Source organism: Kiloniellales bacterium (assembly GCA_030066685.1).
GTDB lineage: Bacteria > Pseudomonadota > Alphaproteobacteria > Kiloniellales > JAKSBE01 > JAKSBE01.
Genome location: JASJBF010000002.1, coordinates 46,180 through 59,165, shown reverse-complemented (window position 1 = coordinate 59,165; position 12,986 = coordinate 46,180). Strand labels below are relative to the sequence as shown.

The following is a 12,986-nucleotide window of genomic DNA, read 5'->3' as shown; positions in this document are numbered from 1 at the left end:
CTGCGACGGTTCCCAAGGCGTAGATATTCCATTAGTCTTGTCTGGATCGAGGGCGGTCATGTCGCAAAAACTCCAGATCCCGCGCAGAGACCTGCTGGCCATGCTGGCGGCCGGTGCCGCCCTGGCCCCGTCTTCCGGCCTAGGTGCGGCGTTGGCAAGCGATGATCGGATCGCTTTCGACGTGCTTCGCGAGGATTCTTCGATCGGCCGGCACGTCATCTCGTTCCGACGAGAGGGTGGCGACCTGCTGGTCGACGTCGACATAGCCCTGCAGGTCGACTTCGCCTTCCTCACTCTTTATCGCTACAGCAATCGGACCCGCGAGCGTTGGCGCGACGGCCGGCTGATCAGCCTGAACAGCCAAACCGACGACGATGGTACCCCGCATTGGGTCCGTGCCGAAGCGACCGCCGACGGCCTGAGGGTCGACAACAGCGAAGGCACCTTCACCGCGCCGGCCGACACGATCCCGACCAGCTATTGGAACCCGCGCACCGTTGAGCAACGGCAGCTGCTGGACAGCCAGCACGGCCGGCTGCTGTCGATCGAGGTCCGGCCGCAGGGCGAGGATGACCTGCTGCTGCCTCTGGGCCTGAAGAGCGCAAGGCAGTACCGTATGGCCGGCGACCTTGAGCTGGACCTCTGGTATGGCCCCAGGGGCGAGTGGTTGAAGATGGCCTTCGAGGCCAAGGGCGCCGAGATCGAGTACACGCCCGTCGAAACGGCCAATCCGAGCCGTCTTTGAACGCAGCCGAACCGCAGGATCGCGTCTGGATCACCGGCGCCAGCAGTGGCCTGGGCCGCGCCCTGGCCCTGAAGATGGCGTCCCAGGGCTGGCGTGTTGCCGCGTCTGCCCGCAGCGAGGACCAGCTGCAAGCGGTGGCGGCCCTGGCCTCCGCTTTTCCAGGCAGCATCGAGGCCTTTCCGCTCGATGTGACGGATCGGGCCGCTGTCCAGGCAACGGTTGCCAGGATTATCGACGACTTCGGGCTGCCCGACGTGGTTGTCCTGAACGCCGGGACCCATAAGCCGACGCCGGTCGCCAAGCTGGCCGCCGCGGACTTCCGCAAGCTGATCGAGCTCAATCTCATGGGCACGGTGCATTGCCTGGAGGCGATCCTGCCGCCGCTGCGCCAGCGCCGGGCCGGTCGGGTCGCCGTGGTCGCGTCCCTGGCCGGTTATGTCGGCCTGCCGCTGGCCGGCGCCTATGGAATGAGCAAGGCCGGCCTGATTAACCTTGCCGAGGCCTTGGAGCCCGAGCTACGGGCCGAGGGGATCACTTTGCAGGTCGTCAACCCGGGCTTCGTCAAGACGCCGCTGACCGACCGCAATCCTTTCCACATGCCCTTTCTGATGGAGGTCGAAGCGGCGGCGGAGGCCTTCTACCGGGGCCTTCAATCCAGTTCCTTCGAAATCATCTTTCCGCGGCGCTTCGCCTATCTTCTGAAGCTGTTGCGAATTCTCCCTTACCCTCTGGCCCTGGCGATGACCCGCCGCTTGCTGCCGAAGCAATGACGCAACACGCTGCGGCGGCCTACGTCGCCTTCCTGGAGTCGCTGACGCCGGAGCGCCTGCCCGAGCTTGTCGGCTACCTGGCACCCGAGGTCCGGTTTAAGGATCCTTTCAACGATGCTTCCGGCCGCGCGTCGGTGATCCGCGTCTTCGCCAAGATTTTCGAAGACGTGACCGACGTTCGCTTCGCGGCCCGGGACCTGGCTTGCGGCGGCGAGGCTTGTTTTTTCGCCTGGACGTTGCATTGCCGACTGCAGCGAAGCCGCCGGCCGATGCAGTTCGAAGGCGTGACGGAGCTTCGCTTCGATGGCGAAGGTCGTGTCACCGCCCATATCGACCATTGGGACGCGGCGAGCCAGCTCTACGCCAGGATGCCGGTTCTAGGCTGGCTTCTTGAACGCCTGCGGCGCCGGCTCGGCGCCGCGGAGACCTGACGTATTACTCTGCCGCGGCGACGGCGAGCTCTGCCGGGGCGTGAGACTGACGGGCCAGAGGCTTGGTGAAGACGATCGTCACCTCGCCGAGCTTAAAACCGAACTTGGTGATCTCGGCCCGATTGATGATCACGTCGTCGTCCTGCAGGAACATCCAGTCGTCGAAAGTGACGTTCCAGGTCGACTCTCCGACCTTGAGCGCGAGCTGGTAGCGCCAGTTTAGCGCATTGCCGTAGGCTCTACCCTCCGCGGGCCCGATCACGTCCTCGGCTTGGCCCTCGTAGCTGTGCGGACCTGTCTTGCGGATCATCCAGATTCGTTGCTGGGTCTCGCCATCGTCGTAGAGGAAATCCTCTTTCAAGATAAGAGTCTCGCCGTCCCAGGTGCCGTCGATATCGACAACGAACTGCCGGCGCAGATCACCGAAGCGATCGACAAAGAGGCCATGGGCCCGGGTCTTGCCGGGGAAATATTCCTCCAGCAGGAGCTTCGGCTCACGTCCCGCAAAGTCCTCAGGTTTCATACTACCGCATCCGGTCAAGATCAGGGTTAAGGCCAAGCAAATCAACGTGCTCTTCGTCATTGGCTCTTTTACGCGAGGGAACCGGGTTTGGATGCCTGCCGGGCCTCGATCCGTCGGCGAAGGCGGTCGTGCCGCACGGCGGTAATGGGATAGCCACGCATCAGGGAAATGCTGGCCAGCTTGAAGGCCACAGGAGCCAGGCTGTAGAGCGCCGCCAAGGCGAAGAGGGGCAGTTCGCCGCCGCCGCCGGCCACCGCCTGGAAGCCGAAGAACTCAAGCAGCGGGAAGGCGATCCCGACTGCCAGCGCCAGGGCCAGCTTGGTGCCCATGCCCCAGATCGCGAAATAGAGCCCGGCCCGCTCCCGCCCGCTGCGCAGGCGGTCGAGGTCGATGACGTCGGCCTGCATCGAGGGCGGCAGCACGAGGTCCGCCCCCAGGGCCAGGCCGGTGAGCACGCAGACCAGGAAGAACCAGGACCCGTCGCCGGGCCCGAGCAGCGGTACGCAGACGAAGACCGCGCAGGCCATGAGCATGGCGCCGATCCAGACCCGGTGCTTGTCGAAGGGCCGGGTCAGCCTGAGCCATAGCGGGACCGAGAGGATGCCGCAGAGGAAGTAGGTCAGCAGGAAGGCGCCGCTGCTCGCCTTGGCGTCCAGGCCGAACTCGGCGAAGAGCAGGAACAGCGTCGCCGGAAGGCCGTTGGCGATCCCGTTGAGGAAATAGGCCAGGATCAGGCGCCGGAAGGGCCCGTTGGAACGCAGCAAGCCCAGGCTGCGGCGCCACGGCAGGGCCTCGGCGGACTTCGGGGCAGGCTCCGGCACCAGCGTCAATGCCAGCGCCAGGGCAATCGGCAGGGACACCAGCAGGATCCAGAACAGCATCTCCAGGGCTCGGCCCCGGTCCTCGCCGAAGGCCGCCGGCAAGGCGGCAGCCAGGATCGTGCCGACCACGACGAAGACCTCGCGCGCGGCCGAGACCCGGCTGCGTCCGTGATAGTCCTTGGTGAGCTCAGCGCCCCAGGCGCTGTAGGGCAGCAGCACCATCGTGCCGCCCAGGGTCAGCACGGCGACCCAGAGCAACAGGTAGGGCCAACCTGCGCCCGGGGCGGGCAGGAAGAGGAAATAAGCGCTGATCAGCAGCAGGGGCGCGCCGGCCAGCATCCAGGGCCGGCGCCGGCCGAAACGGCTCCGGGTGCGGTCCGACAGGGACCCGATCAGCGGATCCGTGAGGACGTCCCAGATCCGCGTGGTCGTCAGGACCGCGGCGACGGCCGCGAAGCCGAGCCCAAGGTCAGCCGCGTAGAAGGTCGGCAGGTAGACGTAGAGCGGCAGCAGCAGCGCAGCCATCGGCAGGCCTGGCAGGCCGTAGGCCGTCAGCCGTAGCAGCGAGGACGCCGCCCCACGCTCCATGTGCCGTCTCCTTCATCGTCTTCGCCACCGGCATCTTCAGGGCCGGCGCAGGGCCATCTGCAGGACGTCGATCCGGCCGCTGCGGAAACCGGCCTCGCAGTAGGCCAGGTAGTAACGCCACATCCGCCGGAAGCGCTCGTCGAAACCGAGCCGGCCGATCTCCGGCCAGGCCTCGCAAAAGCGCTGATGCCACAGGGCCAGGGTGCGCGCGTAGTGCGTGCCGTAGCCGCTGTCGGTTAGCCAGGCGAGCCCGGCGCTCTGGGCCCGTTCGATCAGGGCCCGGCGCGGCGGCAGGACGCCGCCGGGAAAGATGTAGCGCTGGATGAAGTCGGCGCTGCGCCTATAGTTCGGCCAGACGTCCTCGGCGATGGTGATCACCTGTAATGCGGCGGTGCCGCCGGGCCTGAGCACCTCGTTCAGCTTTCGAAAGAAGGGATCCCAATAGCGCTCGCCCACCGCCTCGAACATCTCGATCGACACCACGCGGTCGAAGACGCCCTGGGTATCGCGATAGTCCTGGAGGCGGATCTCGACCCGATCCTGCAGGCCCTCGCTGGCGACCCGCGCCCTGGCATGCTCGTACTGCTCTCGCGAAATGGTCAGCCCGGTGACCCGGCACCCCAAGCTCTTGGCGGCGTGGAGCGCAAAGCCGCCCCAGCCGCAGCCGATCTCCAGGACATGATCGCCGGGCTTCAGCCCGCCTAGCGCGGCGAGGTTAGCGTACTTGTTGCGTTGCGCCGCCTCCAGCGGCTGGTCGGCCTTGTCGAACACCGCTGAAGAGTAGGTCAAGCTGCGGTCCAGCCAGGCGGAATAGAAGCTGTTGCCCAGGTCGTAGTGCTGCGAAATGTTCCGCCGCGCGCCGCGCCTGGAATTCGGCCGCAAGACATGCACCAGGCGGTGCAGGCCGGCGAGCATCGAGGTTCTGGTGAGGAAGTTGCCCCAGGCAGTCTCGTTGCGGGCCCCAAGCTCCAAGAGCGCCGCCAGGTCGGGTGTCTCAAACTCGCCGGCCAGGTAGCCTTCGGCAAAGCCGTTGCTGCCGTTGGTCAACATGCGCCGGAGGACCCTGTGGTTGCGGAATTCGATCTCGGCGCGCGGCCCCGGCTCCTCGCCCACGAAGTCGTGCTCGCTGCCGTCCGGCAGGACCACCCTGATGTGTCCGAAGCGGGTCCGGTCGAGGACCCTGAACATCAAACCAAAGTGGGCCGCGCCGACGCGCACGGTCGGTTTGGCTGGTATCTCCATCTCCCCTGTTCCCCTCTACTCGGCCGGCAGCTGCGGAGCGGGCATTTCGAGGGAGACCGGTTCCTCCGGTGGCTGGGGACGCCGGTGATAGCGCGCGCCCTTCCCCCACAGCCACAGCGCCTGCCAATGGATAGCGAGCGTAATCTTGAAGGTGAGGAGAGGATAGAGCAACAGGGCGCGCGACAGGGCGCTCGGGCCCAGGCGGGCGCTGCGGCCGGTCCAGGTCGCGAGCAGAATCTCGCCCTCCTTGACGGCCTGACGGATCAGCACGGCGAGACGCCGTCCGGGAGGGCGCAGGCGAAAGCGGTAGGCGGCGGCCATGGGAATGAAGGGCGAGACATAGAAGCCCTTCTCGCAGGCCTGGTCGAAGCCCTCGTCCGCGACCGCGGGCGCGGCCAGGGGGATGACGTAGCTGTGTTGCTCGCCGAAGGTGTTCCGCACTTCGTAGATCACCGCGCGCAGTTCTCCCTCTTCGCCGTGGCAGAACCAGAGGGACAGCGGGTTGAAGGCATAGCCGAAGAGACGCGGCAGGCAGAGCAGCTGGACCCGGCCGCCGCACAGCTCGATCCCGGCCTCGGCGCAGAGCCGCTCGGCCCAGGGCCGCAGCGGACTGCCGTCCCGTGGACCGTGGTCTCGGTCGCGCAGGCTGAAGACGTTCGGACGGTTGTGGGAGAACAACGGCAGGTCCCGGTCGAGCCGCTCGAGCTCGTCGAGGTCGAAGAGAAAGGCATAAACCCGGTAGTCGAAGCGATGCGTGAACGGCCGCAGCCGCTTGTGCATGACCCGACCGAAGTAGATCCGGGACCTTAGGGCCGGAACGGGCATGGCCGCCGCCTACTCCGCCGCCTCAAGAGCCAGCACGGGCTGCACGGCGCGCCAGGCGGGGCTCGAAGCGCCGACCTCCTCCGCCCAGGGCACGGCTGCGCCCAGCTCGGCGGCGACCTTGAATCCAGCCTCCAGGCCGTCCTCGTGAAACCCGTAGCCGCAGTAGGCGCCGCAGAACCAGGTCTGCCGCTGACCCTGGATCCGGTAGAGACCCGACTGGGCCTCCAGAGCGGCCTGGTCGAACTGGGGATGAGCGTAGCTGAAGCTGGCCAAAATCTTGTCAGACTGGGGCCGGTGGATCGGGTTGAGGCTGAGCAGCAGCGGCTCGCTCGTCTCAAGGTTCTGCAGACGGTTCATCCAGTAGGTGACCGAAACCTTGCGCCCCTGCGCCTCGACCTCGCCGCCCATGTAGTTCCAGCTGGCCCAGGCAGCGCGGCGGCGCGGCATGAGATCGGGATCCTGGTGCAGCACCGCCAAGTTGTCCTCATATCCGAGCGCGGCAAGCGTCTCGGCCTCCTGCCATGTCGCGTCTGGGCCCAGGATTCGCAGGGCCTGATCGCTGTGGCAAGCCAGCACCAGTTGATCAAAGCGCTCCTCGCCGCCGGCTTCCGTGGTCACGAAGACGCCGACCGGCGTGCGCCGGCAGGAAATCACGGCTTGGTTCAGGCGGATCCGGTCCCGAAAGCTCCGGCTCAGGCGGCGCACGTACTCGCGGCTGCCGCCCGTTACCGTCATCCACTGTGGCCGACCGGTGTAGAGCAGCAGGCCGTGGTTCTGGCAGAATTGGACGAAGGTCCGCACCGGGAAGGCGCGCATGTCGGACAGGGAGGTCGACCAGATCGCGGCGCCCATCGGCAGCAGGTGGTCGTTGATGAAATCGTCGGAATAGCGCTCGGCCTCGAGGTAGGTCTCCAAGCTCAAGGTGTTGTCGGGCTCTCCCTTTAGCAGCGCCGGCGCCTCGCGGTAGAAGCGGGCGACGTCGCGGAGCATGCGCCAGAACCGCGGACGGCCCAGGTTGCTGGGCTGGGCGAGCAGGCCGGGCAGATCGCCTTTGTATTCGAAGCGGCCCCGGCCGAGAGACACCGAGAAGGACATTTCGCTCGCCTCAGTGGGAACGTCGAGCTCTCGGAACAGACGGGTCAGTTTCGGGTAGGTCTGCTCGTTGTAGACGATGAACCCCGTATCGACCGCAACCCGACGGTTGCCGTCGGGGACTTCAACCGTGTTGGCATGGCCTCCGAGGCTGCCCTCCGCTTCGAAGAGGGTGATCTCATGCTGCCTGTTCAGGGCCCAGGCAGCGCCGAGACCGGCGATGCCGCTGCCGACGATGGCGATCTTCATGCGTTAACTATCTCCTGCCGGGGTCCCCAGACAGCGACCGAGAGGCTTCGGCCGCATGGTTAAATGCTGGTGTGAAGGCGTGAAGAGCCCTCGTTGAGCGCATTGAAGGTCGTTACGTCAGGTACTTGGCGGCGGATCACAGGGTCCTGGACGGGGTGAAATTGAGGTGATCCGGCCTGCCGGCAGGCCCGTACAGCTACCAAATGGAGGCTTTATGGTGACAGGGGTCGATTCTGTTCGGTCATTAGCTCGCACGCCGCTTGTCGGCGTGGCCATGATGACCTTAGATAATGGGATGGGTTCAAATGCCACAGTTGCTTCGCGCGCCGTCCCGGATGAGCTGAGCGGACTTCTGATAGACGTCGCGGTCCATCGCGATCGCAAGGCGTTTGTGCGCTTGTTCGAGCATTTCGGCCCTCGGGTCAAAAGCTATTTGCGACGTCTTGGCGTCGGTGATAGCGAGGCCGATGATTTGATGCAGGAGGTCATGTTGACCGTGTGGCGTCGCGCCGAGCAGTTCGATTATCGAAAGGCGCGGGCCAGCACTTGGATTTTCACGATCACCCGCAACAAGCGTATTGACGCTATCCGACGGGAACGGCGTCCGGAACTCGATCCCAACGACCCGGCCCTCGTGCCGGATCGTGACGAGGATCCGTCTGAGGCGCTGTCGGCGAGTGAATGGCGCACGGCGATCCAAAAAGCGATCAGCGAGGTGCCCGAGGAGCAAGCGAGCCTGCTGCGAATGTCATTTTTCGAAGATAAAACACACGACGCGATTGCCACCGAACTGGGTTTGCCGCTTGGCACAGTCAAGTCGCGGATCCGGCTGGCGGTCGCGAAACTGCGTCGTAGCTTGGAGGACCTGCGGTGATGCCGCACCATCATCCCTCGGAAGAGATGCTGCTCAGCTATGCGGCCGGCAGCATGAACGAACCCCTGGCGCTGCTCGTGGCCACACACTTGGCGCTCTGCCCACAGTGCCGTCAGGAAGTGGCCGCCTACGAGATGCTGGGCGGTGACGAACTGGACGGCCAAGCGCTAGCGATGCTGAACAGCGATAGCCTCGTTCAGGTTCTCGACAGACTGGATACGCCCGAAGCGCCGCCGTCGACACCGCCCCCTCTGCCGGCCACAAATGAGGACCTGCGGCTGCCGCGTCCGCTGCGTGATTACGTGGCCGGGTCTTTGGAGAGTATCGATTGGCACCAGAGGGGCGGGATTGCGGAAGCAAGCCTGCTGCCAGAAAGCACCGATTTCAAGACGCGCCTGATGCGAATCAGGCCGAAGACGGCGATCCCCGAGCACAGCCACCACGGCTCCGAATATACCCTCGTGCTCACCGGGGGCTTCAGCGACCATACCGGGCACTTCCTGCGCGGCGACGTCGCCATCGCCGATCCGGCCGTTCAGCACAGGCCGATCGCCGATCCGGGCGAGGATTGCGTCTGCCTGGCGGTGACCGATGCGCCACTGCGCTTCACCGGCCCCATCGTGCGCTTGCTGAGCCCACTGTTCCAGCGCTGAGCGTCGCCGCGGGATTAGCCGGTCAGGATCAGCGTGTCCCGCGGATCCCAGGAGCACCATAGGTCGTCACCGACTACCACCTGTGGCGCGGTGCGCCTCGCCTCGTTCTGGATGTTGGCGGAGACCGCTCGTCCCCCGGCGTCGGTGATGAAGACATTGCTGGCGTCGCCATAATAGGCGACTTCGGTCACCCGGCCGCGGAAGGCGATGCGGCCCGGGCCCGGGTCATCCACGTCCAGGCGCAGCTTCTCGGGCCGCACGGCGATCCCAACCTCACCTTCGGCGCCGTCGACCGCAGGCAGGGTGACCTCGCCCAGACCCTCGACCTGGACCGTGATCTGATTGCCCGCAAGACCCGAGACCCGGCCCTCGAAGAGGTTCATCTTGCCTATGAAATCGGCGACGAAACGGCAGTTCGGATACTCGTAGAGCTCCGCCGGGCTGGCGATCTGACGCACCTTGCCGGACTCCATCACGGCAATGCGGTTGGCCATCGATAGCGCCTCGCTCTGGTCATGTGTCACGATCACGAAGGTGATGCCGACGGTCTCGCGCAACCGCACCAGCTCCAGCTGCATGGCCTCGCGCAGCTTGGCGTCCAGCGCCGATAGCGGCTCGTCGAGCAGCAGGACCCGCGGCCGCTTGACCAGGGCGCGCGCCAAGGCGACCCGCTGACGCTGGCCGCCGGAGAGCTGGTCCGGCCGGCGCCCGCCGAAGCCGCCCAGCTTGACAAGCTCCAGGGCCTCGTCGACCCGGGTGGCGATCTCGGCCTTGTCGACACCGGTGATCTTGAGGCCGTAGGCGACGTTGTCGAAGACACTCATGTGCGGAAAGACCGCGTAGGACTGGAAAACCATGTTGATCGGCCGCTTGTTGGGCGGCACGCCGGTAAGGTCCCGATCGTCGAGCAGAACTTGGCCAAGGCTCGGGATTTCGAACCCGGCCAGCATCCGCAGCAGGGTCGTCTTGCCGCAGCCCGAGGGCCCGAGCAGGGCGAAGAACTCGCCTTCGTAGATGTCCAGGCTGACGTCGTCGACCGCGGTCACCTGGCCGCCGAAGATCTTGCTGACCTCGCGGATCGAGATGATCGGCTTTCCGCCCCCGGCCTCTGTCATGTCTTGTCCTCGCTTATCCGAGTTCCGCCGCCTTCTGCCCGCTGCGGTTCTGCAGCCACATTGCCAGGGCAGTCAGGAACAGGGTGATCACGATCAGCACGGTCGAGGCCGCGTTGACCTCCGGCGTCACCGAGAAGCGCACCATGGAATAGACCTTGACCGGGAAGGTTACGGTGTCCGGCCCCGAGGTGAAGAAAGTGATGACGAAGTCGTCGAGCGAGAGGGTAAAGGCCAGCAGGCCCCCTGCGACCAGGCCCGGCCGCATGAAGGGAATCAGGACGTCGCGGAAGGTCTCCCACTCGCTCGCGCCCAGGTCCTTGGCCGCCTCTTCCAGCTCCCGGTTGAAGTTGGCCAGACGCGCGCGCACGACCATGGCAACGAAGGGGAAGCTGAAGGAGATGTGGGCGATGATGATGCTGCCCAGGTTGAAGGGCCAGACCAGGTCGCTCGGCCAGCCGATGCGCGCGAAGAAGGCCAGCATGGCGACGCCCATGCAGATCTCCGGGATCACGATCGGCAGGGCCATGGCGCCCTCCAGCGGCGCCTTGCCGGGAAAGCGGAAGCGCCAGAGCAGCACCGCCACCATGGCGCCGAGGATCACGCTGGCCGCCGTGGACAGCAGGGCGATGGTCAGCGAGTTGACGAAGGCCTCGATCAGCCCGTCGTTGCCCAGCGCCCTCTCGTAGTACTTCAGGGTGAAGCCGCGCCAGACGATGTTCCGCCGGCTGTTGTTGAAGCTGAAAACGATCAGCGTGATGATCGGCGCGTAGAGGAAGACCAGGGCGGCGAGGAAGGTCAGGCGCAGCCAGAGCCGCCGGCTGTAGTCCAGCGGCCCGATGGCCTCGCGGCGCCAGCGCCGGCGCGGCCGGGCGGCGGCGGGCGGAGAGGCCGCGGTCGCGGTCATCAGGCCGCCTCCATCGACGAGCGGCCCTTGGCCAGCACGGCGCGCAGAGCCAGCGCGAAGAAGGTCGCGTACATCAGGATGAAGGACAGCGCCGCGCCAAAGGGCCAGTCGTTGGCCGACTTGAACTGGCGCTCGATCACGTTGGCGATCATCTGGCTGTCGGTGCCGCCCAGCAAGTCTGGAGTGAGGAAGGAGCCCAGCGCCGGGATGAAGGTGATGATGACCGCCGAGATGATCCCGGCCTTGGCCAGGGGCACAACGACGGTGAAGAAGGTCCGAAACTGGCCGGCGCCGAGGTCCAGGCTCGCCTCGATGTAGGAGGGGTCCATGCGCTCCAGGGCCGCGTAGAGCGGCAGCACGGTGAAGGGCAGGTGGACATAGACCAGCCCGAAGACCACCGCGAAGTTGTTGTAGAGCAGAGGCAGGGCCTCGAAGTCGGCGCCCAGGAGCTGATACTGGCCGAGGCCGAGCAGCGCGAGCAGCCAATTGCCCTGCTCCCAGAACCACTCCAGGGTGAAGTTGACGTAGCCGCGGGTGCGAAGCACGGCAATGAGGGCATAGGTTCGGATCAGCAGGTTGGTCCAGAAGGGCAGGATGATCGCCAGCAGCAGCCAGGGCTTCCACTTCGCCGGCGCGAAGGAAATACCGAAGGCGATAGGAAAGCCGATCGCCAGGCAGAGCAAGGTGGTGATCGCCGTGAACCAGAGGGACTTGGCAAAGATCTGCAGGTAGAGCGGGTCCAGCGCCCGCAGGTAGTTGGCCAGGGTCCAAGTGATCTCGATATCGACGACGCCGCGCTTCTCACCGAAGGAGAAGACCCAGATCAGGCCCAGGGGGATGAGGAAGAACAGCAGCAGCCACAGGCTCGGCGGCAGGTTGATCACCCAGAAGACCAGGGGATTTCGCCGCCAGCTTTCCATGCCCGCCCCGTCTTTCGCCCTCTGCCCCGCGCCCCGGATCCGGAAGCGGCCCCGCCGGGGCGGGGCCGCGTCACCTTGCCGACGTCAGGCGGCCAGGACCCGGGTCCAGGCCTCGTCGTAGATCCGCTGCGCTTCTTCGCCGAGATAGAGCGAGGCCTCGCAATTGGCGAGGGTCTCGTCGCTCGGGAAGATCGCCGGGTTCTCCGTGTACTCGGCCGGCAGCAGGGCCTTGGCGGCCTTGTTCGGCGTGGCGTATTGGATGAAGTCGGCGATCGCCGCCCCGGCCTCGGCATCCAGAAGGTAGTTGATGAAGGCGTGAGCGTTCCCGGGATGCGGTGCACCCTTGGGCACGCAAAGGGTGTCCTCCCAGACCAAGCTGCCTTCCTTCGGCACGACATAGGAAATGTCGTCGTCCTCCTCCATGACCTGCAGGATGTCGCCGTTCCATTCCATGGTCAGGTCGACCTCGCCGGACAACAGCAGGTCCTGGCCGTTGTCCTCGGCGAAGGTCTTGATGTGCGGCTTCTGCTTGATCAGCACGGCCTCGGCCTTGGCGATCTCTTGCGCGCTGGTCGAGTTGTAGGGAAAGCCCAGGTACTTCAGCGCCACGCCGAACACCACCCGGGCTTCGCTCAGAAGCGCGATCCGGCCGGAGTATTCGTCGGAATCCAGCAGCACTTTCCAGCTGTCCGGCACGGCCGAGACCTTGGACTTGCGATAGCCGATGCCCTGGGTGCCCCACATGTAGGGCATGGAATACTTGCGGCCCGGATCGAACTGGGCGTCCTGGAAGGCTGGATCCACGTTGGTCTTGAAATTGGGGATCTTGCCATGGTCCAGGGGCACCAGCATGTCGGCCGTGATCATCCGCTCGACGTAGTCGTTGGTGGGCACGATGACGTCGTAGCCGGGATTGCCTTCCTTGAGCTTGGCGAAGAGCTCGTCGTTGTCGGCGAAGAGGTCCATCTTGACCTCGATGCCGCTGGCGTCCTTGAAATCGTCCAGCGTGTCCTCGCCGATGTAAGTGTCCCAGTTATAGAAGTTGAGCTTCGGCTCCTCAGCGCTCAAGCCGAAGCGGGGCGCAAAGGTCAGGCCGGCCGCGACCGCACCGCTGCCCGCCAGGAAGGCACGACGCGAAAAGGGCCGAATATTGTGGCGTTTCATGGTCATCTCCCAGCCTACAGGTCTTTTTCTTCTCGTTTTGGGGCGGCGCAGCGGCATTGCGCGCCGAGCC

The 12,986-nt window shown here is 65.5% G+C and carries 14 protein-coding genes; 5 read left to right on the top strand and 9 right to left on the bottom strand.

Translation table 11 applies throughout. The annotated features are described in order from the left end of the window. The first annotated feature begins 58 nt into the window (after positions 1-58). The 3 genes from QNJ30_02350 to QNJ30_02340 are packed head-to-tail and all read left to right on the top strand — an operon-like array spanning position 59 to position 1,946. Entirely contained in the window at positions 59-745 is a 687-nt protein-coding gene (locus tag QNJ30_02350; protein ID MDJ0942273.1) for a DUF6134 family protein, read from the top strand. Continuing rightward, positions 742-1,515: an SDR family NAD(P)-dependent oxidoreductase gene (locus QNJ30_02345; GenBank protein ID MDJ0942272.1), complete on the top strand. Its 774-nt coding sequence runs from the start codon at positions 742-744 to the stop codon at positions 1,513-1,515. Before QNJ30_02350 ends, QNJ30_02345 begins: the two co-directional genes overlap by 4 nt. Continuing rightward, positions 1,512-1,946, top strand: a complete 435-nt coding sequence (locus tag QNJ30_02340) for a nuclear transport factor 2 family protein (GenBank protein ID MDJ0942271.1) — start codon at positions 1,512-1,514, stop codon at positions 1,944-1,946. The genes QNJ30_02345 and QNJ30_02340 overlap by 4 nt, the downstream gene beginning before the upstream one ends. A gap of 4 nt (positions 1,947-1,950) precedes the next feature. On the opposite strand, the gene QNJ30_02335 is transcribed toward QNJ30_02340, so the two are convergent. From QNJ30_02335 to QNJ30_02315, 5 genes are read right to left on the bottom strand one after another with little or no spacing between them, the layout of a single operon-like run. Then, a complete protein-coding gene (locus QNJ30_02335; protein ID MDJ0942270.1) occupies positions 1,951-2,529 on the bottom strand; it encodes a DUF3833 domain-containing protein in 579 nt (192 codons plus the stop codon). A gap of 8 nt (positions 2,530-2,537) precedes the next feature. Continuing rightward, the gene (locus tag QNJ30_02330) at positions 2,538-3,878 is read right to left on the bottom strand and encodes an MFS transporter (GenBank protein MDJ0942269.1); all 1,341 of its coding nucleotides are present in this window, start codon (positions 3,876-3,878) and stop codon (positions 2,538-2,540) included. Between the two features lie 36 nt (positions 3,879-3,914). Continuing rightward, on the bottom strand, positions 3,915-5,120 hold the full coding sequence (locus tag QNJ30_02325) for a cyclopropane-fatty-acyl-phospholipid synthase family protein (GenBank protein ID MDJ0942268.1): 1,206 nt from the start codon (positions 5,118-5,120) through the stop codon (positions 3,915-3,917). Between the two features lie 15 nt (positions 5,121-5,135). Beyond that, on the bottom strand, positions 5,136-5,945 hold the full coding sequence (locus QNJ30_02320) for a DUF1365 domain-containing protein (protein ID MDJ0942267.1): 810 nt from the start codon (positions 5,943-5,945) through the stop codon (positions 5,136-5,138). A gap of 9 nt (positions 5,946-5,954) precedes the next feature. After that, positions 5,955-7,286 carry an FAD-dependent oxidoreductase gene (locus tag QNJ30_02315; protein MDJ0942266.1) on the bottom strand — a complete coding sequence of 444 codons (1,332 nt, stop codon included), beginning with the start codon at positions 7,284-7,286 and terminating at the stop codon, positions 5,955-5,957. 214 nt (positions 7,287-7,500) lie between these two features. On the opposite strand from QNJ30_02315, the gene QNJ30_02310 reads away from it, so the two are divergent. Both QNJ30_02310 and QNJ30_02305 read left to right on the top strand, forming a co-directional pair. Then, complete coding sequence (locus tag QNJ30_02310) at positions 7,501-8,160, top strand: sigma-70 family RNA polymerase sigma factor (protein MDJ0942265.1); 660 nt, start codon at positions 7,501-7,503, stop codon at positions 8,158-8,160. Beyond that, positions 8,160-8,813 (top strand): ChrR family anti-sigma-E factor, encoded by a 654-nt coding sequence (locus tag QNJ30_02305; protein MDJ0942264.1) that lies wholly within the window; start codon positions 8,160-8,162, stop codon positions 8,811-8,813. Before QNJ30_02310 ends, QNJ30_02305 begins: the two co-directional genes overlap by 1 nt. A gap of 14 nt (positions 8,814-8,827) precedes the next feature. Here the strand turns inward: QNJ30_02305 and QNJ30_02300 are convergent, their stop codons facing one another. From QNJ30_02300 to QNJ30_02285, 4 genes are all read right to left on the bottom strand, one after another. Beyond that, a complete protein-coding gene (locus QNJ30_02300; protein ID MDJ0942263.1) occupies positions 8,828-9,928 on the bottom strand; it encodes an ABC transporter ATP-binding protein in 1,101 nt (366 codons plus the stop codon). Positions 9,929-9,941: 13 nt separating this feature from the next. Continuing rightward, positions 9,942-10,832, bottom strand: a complete 891-nt coding sequence (locus tag QNJ30_02295; protein ID MDJ0942262.1) for an ABC transporter permease — start codon at positions 10,830-10,832, stop codon at positions 9,942-9,944. Beyond that, complete coding sequence (locus tag QNJ30_02290) at positions 10,832-11,752, bottom strand: ABC transporter permease (protein MDJ0942261.1); 921 nt, start codon at positions 11,750-11,752, stop codon at positions 10,832-10,834. The genes QNJ30_02295 and QNJ30_02290 overlap by 1 nt, the downstream gene beginning before the upstream one ends. 84 nt (positions 11,753-11,836) lie before the next feature. Next, positions 11,837-12,916 carry a spermidine/putrescine ABC transporter substrate-binding protein gene (locus QNJ30_02285; protein ID MDJ0942260.1) on the bottom strand — a complete coding sequence of 360 codons (1,080 nt, stop codon included), beginning with the start codon at positions 12,914-12,916 and terminating at the stop codon, positions 11,837-11,839. Between the last annotated feature and the right edge of the window lie 70 nt (positions 12,917-12,986).